This is a genomic window from Limnohabitans sp. JirII-29 (genome assembly GCF_003063395.1).
GTDB lineage: Bacteria > Pseudomonadota > Gammaproteobacteria > Burkholderiales > Burkholderiaceae_C > Limnohabitans.
On the sequence record NZ_NESB01000002.1, the window covers coordinates 253212 to 268166 of the forward strand.

The 14955-nt window shown below is 57.7% G+C and carries 16 protein-coding genes; 9 read left to right on the forward strand and 7 right to left on the reverse strand.

Translation table 11 applies throughout. The features are described 5' to 3' along the window. Window positions 1–14: 14 nt before the first annotated feature. The 5 genes from B9Z39_RS04000 to B9Z39_RS04020 are packed head-to-tail and all read right to left on the reverse strand — an operon-like array spanning window position 15 to window position 3981. On the reverse strand, window positions 15–608 hold the full coding sequence (locus B9Z39_RS04000; RefSeq protein WP_108300793.1) for an energy-coupling factor transporter transmembrane component T: 594 nt from the start codon (window positions 606–608) through the stop codon (window positions 15–17). Between the two features lie 3 nt (window positions 609–611). Next, window positions 612–1340 (reverse strand): energy-coupling factor ABC transporter ATP-binding protein, encoded by a 729-nt coding sequence (locus B9Z39_RS04005; RefSeq protein ID WP_108300794.1) that lies wholly within the window; start codon window positions 1338–1340, stop codon window positions 612–614. Between the two features lie 9 nt (window positions 1341–1349). After that, window positions 1350–1835 carry a MarR family winged helix-turn-helix transcriptional regulator gene (locus B9Z39_RS04010; protein ID WP_369823279.1) on the reverse strand — a complete coding sequence of 162 codons (486 nt, stop codon included), beginning with the start codon at window positions 1833–1835 and terminating at the stop codon, window positions 1350–1352. 2 nt (window positions 1836–1837) lie between these two features. Next, window positions 1838–3031, reverse strand: a complete 1194-nt coding sequence (locus B9Z39_RS04015) for a Gfo/Idh/MocA family protein (RefSeq protein ID WP_108300795.1) — start codon at window positions 3029–3031, stop codon at window positions 1838–1840. Further along, window positions 3028–3981, reverse strand: a complete 954-nt coding sequence (locus B9Z39_RS04020) for a PDR/VanB family oxidoreductase (protein WP_108300796.1) — start codon at window positions 3979–3981, stop codon at window positions 3028–3030. The genes B9Z39_RS04015 and B9Z39_RS04020 overlap by 4 nt, the downstream gene beginning before the upstream one ends. Before the next feature lie 113 nt (window positions 3982–4094). Between B9Z39_RS04020 and B9Z39_RS04025 the strand changes: the two genes are divergently transcribed. From B9Z39_RS04025 to B9Z39_RS04035, 3 genes are read left to right on the forward strand one after another with little or no spacing between them, the layout of a single operon-like run. After that, window positions 4095–5360, forward strand: coding sequence for a Rieske 2Fe-2S domain-containing protein (locus B9Z39_RS04025; protein ID WP_108300797.1), 1266 nt, complete (start codon window positions 4095–4097; stop codon window positions 5358–5360). A gap of 44 nt (window positions 5361–5404) precedes the next feature. After that, window positions 5405–6403, forward strand: a complete 999-nt coding sequence (locus B9Z39_RS04030; protein ID WP_108300798.1) for a tripartite tricarboxylate transporter substrate binding protein — start codon at window positions 5405–5407, stop codon at window positions 6401–6403. Between the two features lie 2 nt (window positions 6404–6405). Next, the gene (locus B9Z39_RS04035) at window positions 6406–7398 is read left to right on the forward strand and encodes a 4,5-dihydroxyphthalate decarboxylase (RefSeq protein ID WP_100145770.1); all 993 of its coding nucleotides are present in this window, start codon (window positions 6406–6408) and stop codon (window positions 7396–7398) included. A gap of 71 nt (window positions 7399–7469) precedes the next feature. Here B9Z39_RS04035 and B9Z39_RS04040 read toward each other — a convergent pair whose 3' ends face one another. After that, window positions 7470–8477, reverse strand: coding sequence for a tripartite tricarboxylate transporter substrate binding protein (locus B9Z39_RS04040; RefSeq protein ID WP_108300799.1), 1008 nt, complete (start codon window positions 8475–8477; stop codon window positions 7470–7472). 31 nt (window positions 8478–8508) lie between these two features. On the opposite strand from B9Z39_RS04040, the gene B9Z39_RS04045 reads away from it, so the two are divergent. Further along, window positions 8509–9216, forward strand: coding sequence for a class II aldolase/adducin family protein (locus tag B9Z39_RS04045; RefSeq protein WP_100145243.1), 708 nt, complete (start codon window positions 8509–8511; stop codon window positions 9214–9216). Between the two features lie 46 nt (window positions 9217–9262). Here the strand turns inward: B9Z39_RS04045 and B9Z39_RS04050 are convergent, their stop codons facing one another. Then, on the reverse strand, window positions 9263–10579 hold the full coding sequence (locus B9Z39_RS04050) for a Glu/Leu/Phe/Val dehydrogenase (protein ID WP_108300800.1): 1317 nt from the start codon (window positions 10577–10579) through the stop codon (window positions 9263–9265). Window positions 10580–10738: 159 nt separating this feature from the next. Here B9Z39_RS04050 and B9Z39_RS04055 point away from each other — a divergent pair, with 159 nt between their 5' ends. The 5 genes from B9Z39_RS04055 to B9Z39_RS04075 all read left to right on the forward strand — a co-directional run bounded on the left by B9Z39_RS04055 (window position 10739) and on the right by B9Z39_RS04075 (window position 14952). After that, window positions 10739–11680, forward strand: coding sequence for a LysR substrate-binding domain-containing protein (locus tag B9Z39_RS04055; protein ID WP_108300801.1), 942 nt, complete (start codon window positions 10739–10741; stop codon window positions 11678–11680). 156 nt (window positions 11681–11836) lie between these two features. Further along, a complete protein-coding gene (locus B9Z39_RS04060; RefSeq protein WP_100145249.1) occupies window positions 11837–12736 on the forward strand; it encodes a transporter substrate-binding domain-containing protein in 900 nt (299 codons plus the stop codon). A gap of 57 nt (window positions 12737–12793) precedes the next feature. Beyond that, window positions 12794–13528: an amino acid ABC transporter permease gene (locus tag B9Z39_RS04065; protein WP_100145251.1), complete on the forward strand. Its 735-nt coding sequence runs from the start codon at window positions 12794–12796 to the stop codon at window positions 13526–13528. A 2-nt stretch (window positions 13529–13530) separates the two neighbouring features. Beyond that, complete coding sequence (locus B9Z39_RS04070) at window positions 13531–14199, forward strand: amino acid ABC transporter permease (protein ID WP_199221163.1); 669 nt, start codon at window positions 13531–13533, stop codon at window positions 14197–14199. A gap of 15 nt (window positions 14200–14214) precedes the next feature. Beyond that, window positions 14215–14952, forward strand: a complete 738-nt coding sequence (locus B9Z39_RS04075) for an amino acid ABC transporter ATP-binding protein (RefSeq protein WP_100145255.1) — start codon at window positions 14215–14217, stop codon at window positions 14950–14952. Window positions 14953–14955 lie beyond the last annotated feature (3 nt).

A 14955-nucleotide genomic window follows, 5' to 3' on the forward strand; every position in this document is an offset into this window, starting at 1 on the left:
AGATGCAAAAGCAGTCACTTGCCTAGCCGAAGTTCAAGTGTATCTGCCACCCTTTTGGCCGACACCAGCATTTGCATGGTCAGTGGCGCCAGCAAACGTAAACCACCTGGCTGCCCGGTTCGCAAACGGTGGGCATCGTCCAAGCGTTTCCAGAGCACAAAGAAGTGTTCCACGAAGCGCAGCATGAGCGCCAGTTGCAGGGCTATACGATCCACGCGGACACCGAAGCGCGTCAGCGGTGACAACAAACGCTCGAACACATCCAGCAAGTCGCTGTAGCGTGTGGTCAGGGTCAGTGCGACGCCTATCAAGGCCGTGCTCAACAGACGCAACGCACTCGACACACCCAGCATGGGCTGCTGCATGAATGCGTGAAAAGCGACGATCAACAAGCTCGCCACCACGATGGACGTGAGCAACTTGCGTGCAGCCAAGGTGGCGCGTCCCAAAGACGCGAACACCGACACACAGATCACTGCGCCGAACAGCAGCAGATCAACCCGATGGGTAAGAAACAGCCCTGCGCCTAGCAACGCCAGCCCCAGCAGCTTCACGTCAGCACGCACATTGTGCAGCCAGGTCTGGTGTTCGCTGTAGAGACTTCCCATGGTTTAGGCCGCGTTCAGGCTGCGGGCCGCCACATCTGCTTCATAGGCCGCGCATACTTCGTGGGCGGGTCCATCGCAACGCACAGCCCCAAGGTCCAGCCAAATCACGCGCTCAAAGTGGCGGATGTGGCGCAGCACATGGGTGGAGACGATCACTTGTTGGGGGGCTTTTGCAATTTCGTGGTCCAGACGTGCTTGCCCAGGCAGATCGAGGCTGGAAAACGGCTCATCCAGCAGCAGCACATCATGTGAGGCAATCAACAAAGCCAACCAACACACATGCTGGCGCTGCCCTTGGCTCAAGCTGCCAATGGCACGCTCTGCCCAATCCCCCAAGCCGCGCGCCTTCAGCCACTCACGGGCGTGTGCACGGGCTGCCTGACGTGTCAGGCCTGAGGCTTGCAGACTCAAGCCCAACTCTTCTTCCACGGTGGGGAAAATGATTTGTTCGTCGGGGTTTTGAAACATCATGCCCACCGACGATGGGCTGCCCAGTTGCACGCGTCCGCCTTGCGCTTGCTCCAAGCCACAGATGAGTCGAAACAGGCTGCTTTTACCCGCGCCGTTGTCACCAATCAAGCCAATGCGGGGCTCATGCAAGTGCAGAGTCAGCCCATCAAAAACCTGGGTTCGACCACGCACCAACCTCACGTTGTCTAACACCACGCCCGAGTCATTGACTCTGGCAACGTGAGGTTCTGGCGTCTGTGACGAGGGCGCGGTGTTGGACATGGTGTGGGCTCAGCCGTGGTCGTCTTGCGCCAAATTGTTCAAGATGGCCAGCAGCACGCGACGTGTGGTAACCACATCTTGGGCGCTGATGCCTTGAATGCTGACGCGGTTGCTCTCTTCTGCCAACGGCACCAATTTTTTCTTCAAGGCCTTGCCTTTGGGTGTGAGGTAGACGTACATGTTCTTTTTGTTGTCAGGCAACTGGCGGCGCTCGATATAGCCCAAGCCCTCCATCGTCTTCATGGCAGAGAACGTTGTCGGCTCCATCACGCCGGCACGCTCGCTGAGTTCACGCTGCGTCAAGCCGTCACCGTCCCACAGGATGCGTAAAAAAGTCCAATGGCCAAATGGCACATTGTGCTGGGCTAATCGCACCTGCAAGGCACGCGCGTATGCGCGTCCTGCATCGCGCACCAAGTGTGCCAAACGGTCGTTGGGTACAGCTTCTTGCCAGTGACGCAAGATGTGGTGGGTGTTGTCTGCGGGCTTCTTCATGGTCATCGAATCGGTGGAACTTGAAACTCTGGCACCACCATTTGGGCGCTTTGGGCAGATTTCAAAATCGCCAAGCTGACCGCGGTGGTGGCACGTGCCCATTCTCCACTGTGCAAGACAGGGTGCCGGTGAATCACCGCGTTGTACAACTCATCAATCACTTCTTGGCGCGGGATCTGGGGTGACTCCAGGGCGTCCAGCGTGGAAGCACCATCGCCATCCACCCACACGCCGTGGGGCATGGGGCGCAAGTCGGCGCGGTCACAGCTCACCACCAGTGGGCCAAAGTGCTGGTGTTGCAAGCCGGTGGGAGCTGCCGTGTTGCCCGCCCATTGCGGCGCGCCATAGTTGCGTGCGGCTTTGAGGGCAGCTTCCTGCTCGGCGTTGACGGCATTCGCCAACCGGCGGCGTGCGGCCCCGTAATCGGCTTGGTCTTTGTGCTGTCCCAGCTCGCCGATGTTGTTCATCCATTGGTCACTGTCAAAGTGGCCATAACCGCTATAGCTCACGCTGGCAAAAGCACCCCCTGCAAAGCCCAACAAGGCGCTGTAAGCACCCTCGGTGGGGCGTGTCGGGTCCCAGGCACCGGTGTGCGCCATCACGCTGGTGACCAGGCCGCCACCGAACAGGCGAACGATGTCGAGTTGGTGTGCGGCTTGGCTGAAGATCACGCCCCCGCCTTGTGCCGTGTCAAGTTCTTCGGGGCGGCGTGGGCGGTACAAAAAGTCGGTGTAGTTCAGCGCTTGAATCATGCGCACAGCACCAAATTCACCGCTTTGGATGCGCTGGTGCGCACGCAGAATGGGCGCGTTGAAGCTGTGGCTGTGACCCACCAACAGCACAGTCCCTGCACGCTGCGTGGCTTCGATCATGCGGGTGCAATCCTCCAGGCTCAGCGCCATGGGTTTTTCCACCATCACATGCTTGCCATGTGCAGCGGCCATTTCCACATGGTCTACATGCAGTTGGTGTGGTGTGGCAATGTAGATGGCCTCGACCTCGGGGTGGGCACACAAGGCCTGCACACTGTCCACACAGCGTACGCCAAAGTCACGTTCGAATTGGGCGCAAGCCAGGGGTTGCGGATCGGTGGCGCTGATCAGTTGAATGCGTGGGTCATGGGCCAGCGTGGGCAGCATGAGCGTGAACGCACGGCCCAAGCCAGCCACACCCAAGCGAAGGCGTGGGGCGCTCATAGATCGAGCACCAGTTCAGGTGTGCGGGCACGTGACACACACACCATGATCTGCTGCGCTTGCTCGTCCGGGCGCAACACCAAATCACGGTGCTCTGCTTCGCCAGACAACAAGCCCGTGCGACATGAGCCACAGGTGCCACTCTCGCACGAACTCGACACCGCGTGACCGCAGGCACGCAGGGCGTCCAGGATCGACAGGTTGGCAGCCACATGCACACGTTCGCCCGATTGATGCAGCACCACATCGAAGGCGCTGTTGTCGGCAAAGCCTGTTTGCACGACGCCAAAACTCTCGAAGTGGATACGTTCCGTGGGCCAGTGGCCTGTCATGTCGCGCACGCTGTCCATCAGCCCTTGTGGGCCGCAGCAATACACATGGGCGTTGCTGGTGCGCTCGAACACGGGCCAAAAATCAAACGCTTTTGCCATATCGCCATGGTCGTGGTGGATGTGCACTTTGCCTGCCAGCTCTGGGGCACTGAGCTCTTGTGCAAATGCGGTGTTGGCGGCGTCGCGTGTGCAGTAAAACAGTTTGAAGTTGCTGAGTCCCTCATTCAACAAATGCCGAATCATCGACAAGATGGGCGTGATGCCAATGCCACCCGCCACAAAAATATAAGACGGTGCGTTGGCTTGCAACGCAAACAAGTTGGCCCACGGCAGGGTGGGCAACAGGTCACCCACTTTCACGTCGTCCACCATGCTGCATGAACCACCGCGTCCGCGCGCATCGCGCTTGACGGCAATTTGCCAGCGTTGTGTGTCGCTGGACAAGCTGCACAGTGAATAGCTGCGGCGCATGCCGTTGGGGGCCTGCACGGTGATGTGCGCGCCGGGTGTGAATTCGGGCAAAGGCTGTGACTCGGGGTGCACAAGCTCGAACAAGACGATGTCTTGGGTCAGGGCTTGTTTGCTTGCGACGCGCAGGGGAATGAAGGTTTCGCTCATACAGAAAAAGTGACGTGGGTGACAGGGCTTGGCTTGACATAGATCAAATCCTGCAATAATCTTAGCCATCTAACTATTATTTGGCAACCCCCAAACCACCGACGAGGAAAATCATGCTCACTTCAGAAGAAAACGATTTATTGTGCCGTGTCGAAGGTCAGGCCCCCATGGGACAACTGATGCGCCGCCACTGGCAAGCTGTGTGTTTGCTGGAAGAGGTGAGCGAGCCCGACGGTGCGCCTATCCGTGCGCGTGTGCTGGGCGAAGACCTGGTGGTGTTTCGTGACACCGAAGGGCGTGTGGGTGTGATGGACGAATACTGCCCGCACCGTCGTGCATCCTTGGTGTACGGCCGCAATGAAAACTGCGGTTTGCGGTGTCTCTACCACGGCTGGAAGATGGACGTGGCTGGCAATGTGGTCGAGATGAGCTCTGAGCCCGTTGCCAGTGGCATGGCTGGCAAGGTCAAGCACACGGCTTATCCCACCAAGGAGTGGGGTGGATTCGTGTGGGCCTACATGGGGCCCGCCGACACCATGACCGAATTCACGCCCCCGCCTTGGGCCCCGACCGAGGATGTGCGGGTGTCGATTGCCAAGATCATCATTCCTTGCAACTGGGCGCAAATTCTGGAAGGTCAAATCGACTCGGCCCACAGCTCCAGCCTGCATTCTTCAGACATGGTGCCTGCCCGTGTGGACGGTGCCAAAGCGACCGATAAAAACTGGCTACGCCCTTCGACCGACAAAGCACCACGCATGCAAACCCAGCGCGACGGCTATGGCTTCAGATACGCCGCTATTCGCCGCCCCATTCACAACGCCGCTACGCACGACTACGTGCGCTCGACGGTGTTTGTGGCACCTGCATCGGCGTTGATTCCACCCAACAACTTGTACAACGTGGCCAACATCAACACGGCGATTGACGACACACACACCGCGTTCCATTTCATTGCTTGGGGTAATCCTGCCAGCACACCCGAAACAGCCACCTGGCGGCAGTTCTTGAGTGCTCAAGTGGGGGTGGATGTGGACCAGCAATTCAAACCGCTGCGCAATGTGGACAACCATTTCTTGCAAGACCGTCAAGCCATGAAAGCGGGCAACTTCACAGGCATCACAGGCATTCCCAATCAAGACATGGCCATGTGGGTCACCATGGGTCCTATTGCCGACCGCTCGCATGACCGCTTGGGTGCCAGTGACCTGGCCATTGTCGAATTCCGACGCCAAATGGTGGATGCAGTACAACGTTTTGCCAAAGGGGAAGCCCCTATTGGTGTTGGCGCTTTGCGCATTCCTTCAACGGTATGCTCCTACCAAAGCGTGGTGCCCAAAGACACGGATTGGCGAGATTTTCAGGCCTCACCTGTTTGAGCTGATGGCCTTCAACGTTTGTTTTAAATGATCAGGAGACTTTCATGAACCCCCTCAACCCTTCACGCCGAAAGACGTGGCTTTCAGCCTTGATCGCATTGCCCCTGATGGCACTGCAAACCCCCACAGCCTGGGCTCAAGCACAGGCTTACCCCAACAAGCCCATCAAATTCATCATCACGCATGCCGCGGGCGGTTTGCCCGACACCGTGGCGCGCGTCTACGCGCAAAAGCTGACAGAGCGCTTTGGCCAAGCCGTGGTGGTCGACAACAAGCCCGGTGCCAACGGCATGGTGGCGGCACAAGCCATGGCCACGGCACCCAAAGACGGCTACACCTTCATGGTCACCGATGGTTCGACGTTCTCTATCAATCCGGTGATTCACAAGAACCTGAGCTACGACTACAAACGTGACTTTGTGACCGTGTCTTTGGCTGCACGCGCGCCCTTGTACTTGGCACTGAACCCCAAAACACCCGCCAACAACTTGCGTGAATTGATTGCGCTGGCCAAGGCCAAGCCCGGTACCTTGACCTACGGTTCTTCCGGCATCGGCAGCACCCACCACTTGACGATGGAAGCTTTCAAGTCGGCCTTGGGGCTGGACATCGTGCACGTGCCGTTCAAAGGCACAGGACAGTCTGTCCCGGCTTTGATCGGTGGCCAGGTCGACATGTTGTTTTCGGCCTTGCCCTCCTTGTCGGGTTTTGTGAAAAACAACCAAGTTCGCCTGATCGGTAACAACGCTGCCAAGCGCTCACCCCAAGAGCCGCAAGTGCCTGCCATTGCCGAGCTGATTCCTGGCTTTGACTTTGCGCCCATCGTCACAGTGTTCGCCTCAACCGGCACGCCACAAGCCGCCATTGACCGTGTCAGCGCAGAGATGGCCGTGATTGCCAAGATGCCCGATGTGGTGCAGCTCTTGAGCAACGCCGGTATTGAAGCCATTGGCGGCAGCCCCGCCGATTTGAGCCGTGCCATGAACGAAGAAATTGAACGCTTGGGTAAGGCCGTTCAAAACGCCAACCTGAAACAGGAATGATGATGAGTAAATTGAATTTGACTTTTGCGTGCTGGAATTACGACCGCACCCGTGCCTTGATGGATGGCACGGTCAAAGTGGATGGCATTGACCTGAACTACCTGAACTTGCCCGTCGAAGAAACCTTCTTTCGCATGGCCCGTTTCCGTGAGTTCGATATCTCCGAGATGTCGCTGTCGTCCTACTGCGTCACGCTCTCCAAGCCTGAGCGTCCGTTTGTGGCGTTGCCAATTTTCCCCTCGCGTTTCTTTCGCCACTCGTGCATTTACGTCAATGCCAACAGCGGCATTCGTGAACCCAAAGACCTGATTGGCAAACGCATTGCCAGCCCCGAATACCAAATGACGGCACCGGTGTGGATTCGTGGCATTTTGTCGGACCACTACAACGTGCCCGTGGACGCTCAGCCTTATCTGTATGGCGGTGAAGAAGAGGTGGGGCGCATTGAAAAAATGAAGCTGGCCTTGCCACCCAACATCCAGGTCAGCCCCATCGCGCCGCATCAAACCTTGTCGCAAATGCTGTACGACGGCGAGTTGGACGCGCTCTACACCGCGCGCATGCCCTCGTCATTTTTGAAAGGCGATGGCAAGGTCAAACGCTTGTTCGAAGACTACCCCGAGGTGGAGCGCCGCTATTACCGTGAGACCGGCATCTTCCCCATCATGCACACCGTGGTGATGCGCCGTGAGGTGTACGAAGCCAACCGTTGGATTGCCCAGTCCTTGACCAAGGCCTTCATCGAAGCGCAGCGCCACACCTACGAGGACTTGAAGGACACCGCAGCCCTCAAGGCCATGTTGCCTTGGTTGTCTGCCTACGTGGACGAGACCCAGCGCGAATTTGGCGACGACTGGTGGCCCTATGGTTTGGAAAAAAACATCAAGACCCTAGACACCTTCACGCGCTACCACCATGAGCAAGGCTTGTCACCGCGCAAGCTGGATGTGCATGAGTTGTTCGCACCCGAGTCGCTCGAAGCATTCAAGATCTAAGACGTCTTGTCTTCCAAGAACAAAGGCCGCAATTGCGGCCTTTGTTCTTGGTGCGTCTATGCGTTGTCGTCTTAATCGGCTTTGATGCCTGCATACGCTGCCACGCGTGCCCAACGCACGAGTTCGGCGCGCATGAAGTCGGTGCCGCCTTCTGGCGTGGTGAAGAAAGCTTCAAACCCCAGCTTGTCGAATTTGGCTTTCATCTCGGGTGTCTTGCCCACCTTCACAAAAGCCGCATTGAGTTTTTTGATAACGGCAGGCGGCGTGTTGGCTGGCGCATACACCGCAAACCAATTCGAGAACTCAGCGCCTTTGTAGCCCAACTCCAGCAGCGTGGGCACATTGGGCAGCGCCGGGTAGCGCTGCGGGAAGGCCACGGCCAGCGCTCGGATACGACCTTGCTGGATATAGGGCAGGGCGTTTTGCAAGGGGCTGAACATGTAGCTCAGTTGGCCGCCCACCAAATCGGTCATCGATTGGGATTGGCCTTTGTAGGGAATGTGGTTGGTTTTGGTGCCTGCGAGTTGGTTGAACAACTCGGCATGAAAGTGCTGAGGGCTGCCCAAACCGGCTGAACCAAAGTTCAATTCACCGGGATGGGCTTTGGCCAAGTCCACAAACTCGCGCAGGGTGTTGGCTTTGACCGAAGGATGCACCACCAGCACCACACCGGTTTGTCCAATCAAGGTCACGGTCTGCAAGTCTTTCAGCAAGTCATAGGGCAGCTTGTTGTACACGGCCACGTTGGTGGCAATCGTGGCGGGGGACACCAACAAGGTGTAGCCATCAGGCTTGGCACGCGCCACCATCTCCACGCCAATGTTGCCGCCAGCACCCAGACGGTTTTCAACGATCAGGTTTTGTCCTAGCTCTTCCCCTACTTTTTGACCCAGTGTGCGGGCCAGCAAATCGGTGCCTCCACCGGCGGCCACAGGCACGATCACTTGGATGGGTTTGTTCGGAAAGTTTTGTGCACAGGCCAGCCCCAACAAGCCGCTTAAAAACCACACACACACAATTTTTGAATAAATACGTTTCACCATGTCTCCTTGGGGGCTGTCTTCAAAGCGTGCAGCCATTACGATTCGCGAATCTTTTGGAGGATATCAAATGGTTTCGGAAGTTTTGTCAGATTTGGTGGTGGCTAACCACATCTTGGTCAACGAAGGTGTGCTCGATGGTTTTGGTCACATCAGTGTGCGTGACCCCAGCAACCCTGAGCGCTTCTACATTGCCCGCAGCATGGCTCCAGCATTGGTCACGCTCGAAGACTTGGTGTCTGTCGACTTGGACGGTGTGGTGCACGATGCACAAGGTCGTCACACCTATGTCGAGCGATTCATCCACAGCGAAATTTTTCGGGCCCGCCCTGAGGTGATGTCCGTCATCCACAGCCATTCACCTGCCGTGATCCCCTTTGGCGTGACGGGTGCCCGCTTGCGCCCCATCTGCCACATGAGTGGTTTCTTGGGCGCGGTGACGCCCGTCTACGAAATTCGCCACAGCGCTGGCGAAACCTCTGACCTGTTGATTCGCAACCAAGCCCTGGGCGTGTCGCTGGCCCAATGCCTGGGCCAAGCCAATGTGGCGCTGATGCGCGGCCACGGCAGTGTGACGGTGGGCACCTCGATCCAACAAGCGGTGTACCGCGGCATCTACACCGAAAGCAACGCGCGCTTGCAAGCACTTGCAGCACCCTTGGGTGAGATCAACTTCTTGACCGACGCCGAAGCTCAAGCCACCTCTGACATGAACGACCAGCATTTGGACCGTCCATGGCAGATGTGGAAACGCAAGGCTTTGGCCAATCCCTTCTAAAGCAAAGCTTCGCGAGCGCAATTGCGCTGCCTCAGCGTCTGTCAATTCAGGGGTACAGCCCACGCAACTCACGCGCTTGCAAAATGCGCGTACACGCCACGATGAACGTGGCGGTGCGCAAGCTCACACGATGGGTTTGCGCCACTTCCCAAATGCCCTCAAAGGCCTCGCGCATGATGCGCACCAAGCGCGCGTTGATGTCGGCTTCGGTCCAAAAGAAGCTCGAAAAATCCTGCACCCATTCGAAGTAGCTCACCGTCACGCCCCCGGCGTTGGCAATCACATCGGGCACCACCAGAATCTGGCGTTCGGCCAAGATGTCGTCGGCCTCAGGGGTGGTCGGGCCGTTGGCACCCTCGATCAGCAAGCGTGCCTGGATGCGTGCGGCGTTATGGACCGTGATCTGGCCTTCGAGCGCGGCAGGAATCAGCACATCGCAATCGACCTCCCAAAACACATCAGGGTCCAAGGCTTGCGCCGCGGCAAAGCCCGCCACTCCGCCGTGTGCCTGAACGTACGCTTGTAAGGCGGCCACATCCAGCCCCGCACCGTTGAACACCGTGCCACTGTGGTCTTGCACCGCCACCAAGGTGGCACCCGCTTGCACAAACAGTTGCGCCGCCACGCTGCCCACATTGCCAAAGCCTTGCACGGCCAGTTTGGCACCCGTGAGCGAGAGGCCAATTTTTTGTGCAGCCTCCACGCCCACGGTGTAGACGCCTCGCCCGGTGGCTTCGCGTCTGCCCAAAGAGCCGCCCAGTGCAATCGGCTTGCCCGTCACCACCCCTGTGGCGGTGCTGCCTTCGTTCATGGAATAGGTGTCCATCATCCACGCCATGATGCGTTCGTCGGTATTCACGTCGGGCGCCGGAATGTCCTTGGTCGGGCCGATGATCACCCCAATCTCGCTGGTGTAGCGACGGGTCACGCGCTCCAACTCACCCAATGACAACAGCTTGGGGTTCACGCGCACGCCGCCCTTGGCACCCCCAAACGGCAGATTGACGGCGGCGTTCTTCACCGACATCCAGGCGGAGAGCGCCATCACCTCGGACAAGGTCACGTCTTGGTGAAAACGCACGCCGCCTTTGCCTGGTCCGCGCGAGGTGTTGTGCTGCACGCGGTAGCCCTCAAAGTGGGCCACGGTGCCGTTGTCCATGTGAATGGGCACGTCCACGATCAGCATGCGCTTGGGGCGCTTGAGTGTTTCCACCCAACGCGACAGCGTGCCCAGGTACGGTGTGACGCGATCCACCTGCTGCAAGTAGGTGCCCCAAGGGCCCAGTTGATCGGCCTGCAAAAAAGAAGGCAAGCTGTTCGGCGTGAACGCTGCTGCGGGATGGGATGGTGTTGATAAGGACATGGACTTTCCTGTGAGGTCAAACAAGGAGGTGAAGAGGCCTACCTTAAGTCGTTGCGTCGCCCATGTCTAAGGCCAACATCGCCTAAAGCCATGCCGAATTGACATCACCTTGATCTTGCATGGGCTGTTCTCGTCGAATCTGCCCTCCATAATCGAAATATGGAAACCAAATGGTTAGAAGATTTCGTGAGCTTGGCAGAAACACGCAGTTTCAGCCGTTCGGCGCAGTTGCGGCATGTCACGCAGCCCGCCTTTTCAAGGCGTATCCAAGCCCTGGAAGCGTGGGCGGGTACCGACTTGGTTGACCGCAGCTCTTACCCTACCCGTTTGACCTTGGCGGGCGAGACCTTGCGCAGCCAAGCGCTCGAAATTTTGCAGTCCTTGCAGTCCACCCACGCCATGCTGCGTGGCTATGCATCCACAGACGAAGCCGTGATTGATTTCGCTGCGCCGCACACCTTGGCCTTCACCTTCTTTCCTGCTTGGATCAAGGGGCTGCAACAGCACTTTGGCGAACTCAAAAGCAGCCTGACGGCACTCAATGTGCACGATGCCGCGCTGCGCTTGGTTGAGGGGGGCTGCGATGTGCTCATCACCTACCACCACCCATCGCAGCCCTTGCAGTTAGACCCCCATCGGTTTGACATGGTGAACTTGGGGCATGAGGTGTTGGCACCCTTTGTGAAAACATCAGACGACGGCTTACCCCTCTTCACATTACCCGGAAGTACGAGAGCACCCACCCCGTATTTGGCCTACTCTTCGGGCGCTTATCTGGGTCGCGTGGCGGACTTTGTGGTGCAAGACGCCAAGGCGGCCATTCACTTGAACCGGGTGTACGAGACCGACATGGCCGAAAGCCTCAAAGCCATGGCTTTGGAGGGACATGGCGTGGCGTTTTTACCCTACAGCGCCGTCCACAAAGAGGTCGCTGCACAAAAACTCAGTCGCTTGCACCTGGCCAAGAAAGCACATGCGCTGGAGGCCACACTAGAGATTCGGGCTTACCGAGAAAAACCACAGCAATTCAGACCCACCAACAGCACGACAGAAGCGCTGTGGACTTATTTGACAAACCAAGCCTTGTCGACCAAGGCATAGAACCGGCGTTCAGGGCTGGCTGGGGCAAAGGCTATGCTTTTTATGCATACCAACTGTCGGAATTGGAATTGATGCTTAGGGTTCGCTTGTAGCATTGCGTAGAAGCTACTGATTTCTAATACAGTTCATCTTTTTACTTATCTCTGGAGCAACCTCATGAAAAAGCAGTTATTTGCCTTGGCCCTGGCTACTTTGGTGGCTGGTGGCGTGCACGCGCAAGCCAATGACACCATCGCCAAAGTCAAAGCCTCTGGCAGCGTGACCATGGGTGTGCGTGACTCCTCGGGTGCCTTGTCGTACACCTTGGGCGACGGCAAATACGTGGGCTACCACGTGGAAATTTGCCAACGCATTTTGGCCAACCTCGAAAAAGCGGTCGGCAAAAAGCTCGACATCAAATACCTGCCCGTCACCTCACAAAACCGTTTGCCCCTGGTGCAAAACGGCACGGTCGACATCGAATGCGGCTCCACCACCAACAACCTGACGCGTCAAAAAGACGTGGCCTTTGCCTTCACCACCTATGTGGAAGAAGTGCGCATCGCGGTGCGTGCTAACTCTGGCATCACCACCATTGCCCAGCTGAACGGTAAAAACGTGGCCACCACCACCGGCACCACGTCGGTCCAATTGCTGCGCAAAAACGAACGCGCCACGGGCGTGGACTTCAAGGAGGTGTTTGGCAAAGACCATGCCGACAGCTTCTTGCTGTTGGAGTCGGGCCGCGCCGACGCGTTTGTGATGGACGGCCAAATCTTGGCGGGCAACATCGCCAGCAGCAAGTCACCTGCCGACTTCAAAATTGTGGGTGAGGTGTTGAGCGTGGAGCCCATCGCCATCATGCTGCGCAAGGACGACCCGGCATTCAAAAAAATGGCCGACGACACCATCAGCGCCCTGGCTAAATCGGGCGAATTGGCCAAGCTCTACGACAAGTGGTTTGTGCAACCCATCCCCCCCAAGAACATCCGCATGAACATGCCTGCCAGCGACGCCAACAAAGCGGCCTGGACCAACCTGAACGACAAGCCGGTGGAAGAGTACGCCAAGAAGTAAGCGTGGTGCTTGAACCAAGCACTGCACAATCCCACCCTCGCAAGATAAGGTAAACCGATGGCACTTGATTGGCAGGTCTTCTTGGAAGACGACGGCGGCGGACGCACCTACCTCGAGTGGATGTTTGACGCCTGGGGTTGGACCTTGTCGGTGGCTGGCAGCGCCTGGCTGGTGGCCATGGTCGTGGGGGCTTTGATGGGCACCCTGCGTACCTTGCCCCCAGACAACGCGCTCAACCGCAGCCTCACGCATGTGGCGAATGCGTGGGTGGAGTTGTTCCGCAATATCCCTTTGTTGGTTCAAATTTTTCTTTGGTACTTCGTGTTGCCCAAGGTTTTTCCGGCCATGCAGCAGGTGCCGGGCTTCGCCTTGGTGGTGCTGGGGCTTGGGTTTTTCACCTCGGCGCGCATTGCCGAACAGGTGCGTGCAGGCATTCAAGCCTTGCCGCGCGGCCAACGCTACGCGGCTATGGCGATGGGGTTCACCACCTGGCAGACCTACCGCTACATCCTCTTGCCCATGGCATTTCGCATCATTTGGCCGCCGCTCACCAGCGAGTCGATGAACTTGCTGAAAAATTCGTCGGTGGCTTTTGCCGTGTCGATTGCTGAGCTCACCATGTACGCCATGCAAGTGCAAGAAGAAACCTCGCGTGGTGTGGAGGTGTACTTGGCGGTCACTGCGCTCTACACCGTGTCGGCGTTTGCTGTGAACCGTGTGATGGCGCTGGTGGAGCGTCGCATGCAAATTCCGGGGCTCACCGTGGCCACCTCATCGGGCGGGGGGCACTGAACATGGGCAACCTTGACCTCTCGTTTCTCGACTGGGACATCCTGAGCAAATTTGTCTCGAAGGGATTGTTTTTCAGCGTTGAGCTCACCATCGTCGCCACCCTGGGCGGCGTGCTGTTTGGCACCTTGCTCGCGCTCATGCGCTTGTCGGGCAACAAATGGTTGGCCACGCCTGCTGTGGTCTATGTCAATGGCATGCGCTCGATCCCGCTGCTGATGGTGATTCTGTGGTTCTATTTGCTGATCCCGACCTTGATCGGTCGCCCCATTGGGGCTGAGCTGTCGGCCACCATCACCTTTGTGGCGTTTGAGGCGGCCTACTTCAGCGAGATCATGCGCGCGGGCATTCAGTCCATCCCACGTGGTCAGGTGTTTGCAGGCCAAGCCTTGGGGCTGACCTACGGACAGAACATGCGCTTGGTCGTTTTGCCACAAGCCTTTCGCAATATGTTGCCGGTGCTGCTGACGCAAACCATCATCTTGTTCCAAGACACCTCGCTGGTGTACGCCATTGGTGCCTATGACTTGCTCAAAGGCTTTGTCACCGCAGGCAAGATTTACGGTCGCCCCGAAGAGGCCTACCTGCTGGCCGCGGTGGTGTATTTCGTCATTTGTTATGGCCTGTCGGCCTTGGTGCGACGCTTGCAAGCGCGCATTGCCATCATCCGTTGAGTCTGGAGAAACCCTGTGATTGAACTCAAAAACGTCTCCAAATGGTACGGCCCTGTGCAGGTGCTGACCAACTGCTCTACCACCATCCAGCGCGGTGAAGTGGTGGTGGTCTGCGGCCCCTCGGGCTCGGGAAAATCCACCCTCATCAAAACCATCAACGCGCTGGAGCCGTTTCAGCAAGGCGAGATTTTTGTGGATGGCGTGGCCGTGCACGGCAAAGACACCGACCTGCCCAAGCTGCGCAGCCGCGTGGGCATGGTGTTTCAGCACTTCGAGCTGTTTCCCCATCTGTCGGTCACCGAAAACCTCACCATGGCGCAAGTCAAGGTGTTGGGGCGCAGTGCTGACGAGGCGCGCTCGCATGGCCTGAAATACTTGGAGCGCGTGGGCCTGATGGCGCACAAAGATAAATTTCCTGGTCAACTCTCAGGCGGTCAACAGCAGCGTGTGGCCATTGCCCGTGCCCTGAGCATGGACCCGATCGTGATGCTGTTTGACGAACCCACCTCCGCTCTCGACCCCGAGATGGTGGGCGAGGTGTTGGATGTGATGGTCGACCTAGCCAACGAGGGCATGACCATGATGTGCGTGACCCACGAAATGGGCTTTGCTCGCAAGGTCAGCAGCCGCGTGATCTTCATGGATGTGGGGGGCAAGATTTTGGAAGATTGCTCCAAAGACGAGTTCTTCAATCACCCCGAGAACCGCCAGCCCCGCACCAAAGAGTTCTTGAACAAGATCTTGCAGCACTGAGTT

Coding starts and splice junctions, on each gene's coding strand:
- B9Z39_RS04040 (WP_108300799.1), bottom strand. CDS start 8,477: ATGGCTGCACGCTTTGAAGACAGCCCCCAAGGAGACATGGTGAAACGT.
- B9Z39_RS04015 (WP_108300795.1), bottom strand. CDS start 3,031: ATGAGCGCCCCACGCCTTCGCTTGGGTGTGGCTGGCTTGGGCCGTGCG.
- B9Z39_RS04070 (WP_199221163.1), top strand. CDS start 13,531: ATGGGCAACCTTGACCTCTCGTTTCTCGACTGGGACATCCTGAGCAAA.
- B9Z39_RS04010 (WP_369823279.1), bottom strand. CDS start 1,835: ATGAAGAAGCCCGCAGACAACACCCACCACATCTTGCGTCACTGGCAA.
- B9Z39_RS04055 (WP_108300801.1), top strand. CDS start 10,739: ATGGAAACCAAATGGTTAGAAGATTTCGTGAGCTTGGCAGAAACACGC.
- B9Z39_RS04030 (WP_108300798.1), top strand. CDS start 5,405: ATGAACCCCCTCAACCCTTCACGCCGAAAGACGTGGCTTTCAGCCTTG.
- B9Z39_RS04025 (WP_108300797.1), top strand. CDS start 4,095: ATGCTCACTTCAGAAGAAAACGATTTATTGTGCCGTGTCGAAGGTCAG.
- B9Z39_RS04060 (WP_100145249.1), top strand. CDS start 11,837: ATGAAAAAGCAGTTATTTGCCTTGGCCCTGGCTACTTTGGTGGCTGGT.
- B9Z39_RS04045 (WP_100145243.1), top strand. CDS start 8,509: ATGGTTTCGGAAGTTTTGTCAGATTTGGTGGTGGCTAACCACATCTTG.
- B9Z39_RS04020 (WP_108300796.1), bottom strand. CDS start 3,981: ATGAGCGAAACCTTCATTCCCCTGCGCGTCGCAAGCAAACAAGCCCTG.
- B9Z39_RS04035 (WP_100145770.1), top strand. CDS start 6,406: ATGAGTAAATTGAATTTGACTTTTGCGTGCTGGAATTACGACCGCACC.
- B9Z39_RS04000 (WP_108300793.1), bottom strand. CDS start 608: ATGGGAAGTCTCTACAGCGAACACCAGACCTGGCTGCACAATGTGCGT.
- B9Z39_RS04005 (WP_108300794.1), bottom strand. CDS start 1,340: ATGTCCAACACCGCGCCCTCGTCACAGACGCCAGAACCTCACGTTGCC.
- B9Z39_RS04065 (WP_100145251.1), top strand. CDS start 12,794: ATGGCACTTGATTGGCAGGTCTTCTTGGAAGACGACGGCGGCGGACGC.
- B9Z39_RS04050 (WP_108300800.1), bottom strand. CDS start 10,579: ATGTCCTTATCAACACCATCCCATCCCGCAGCAGCGTTCACGCCGAAC.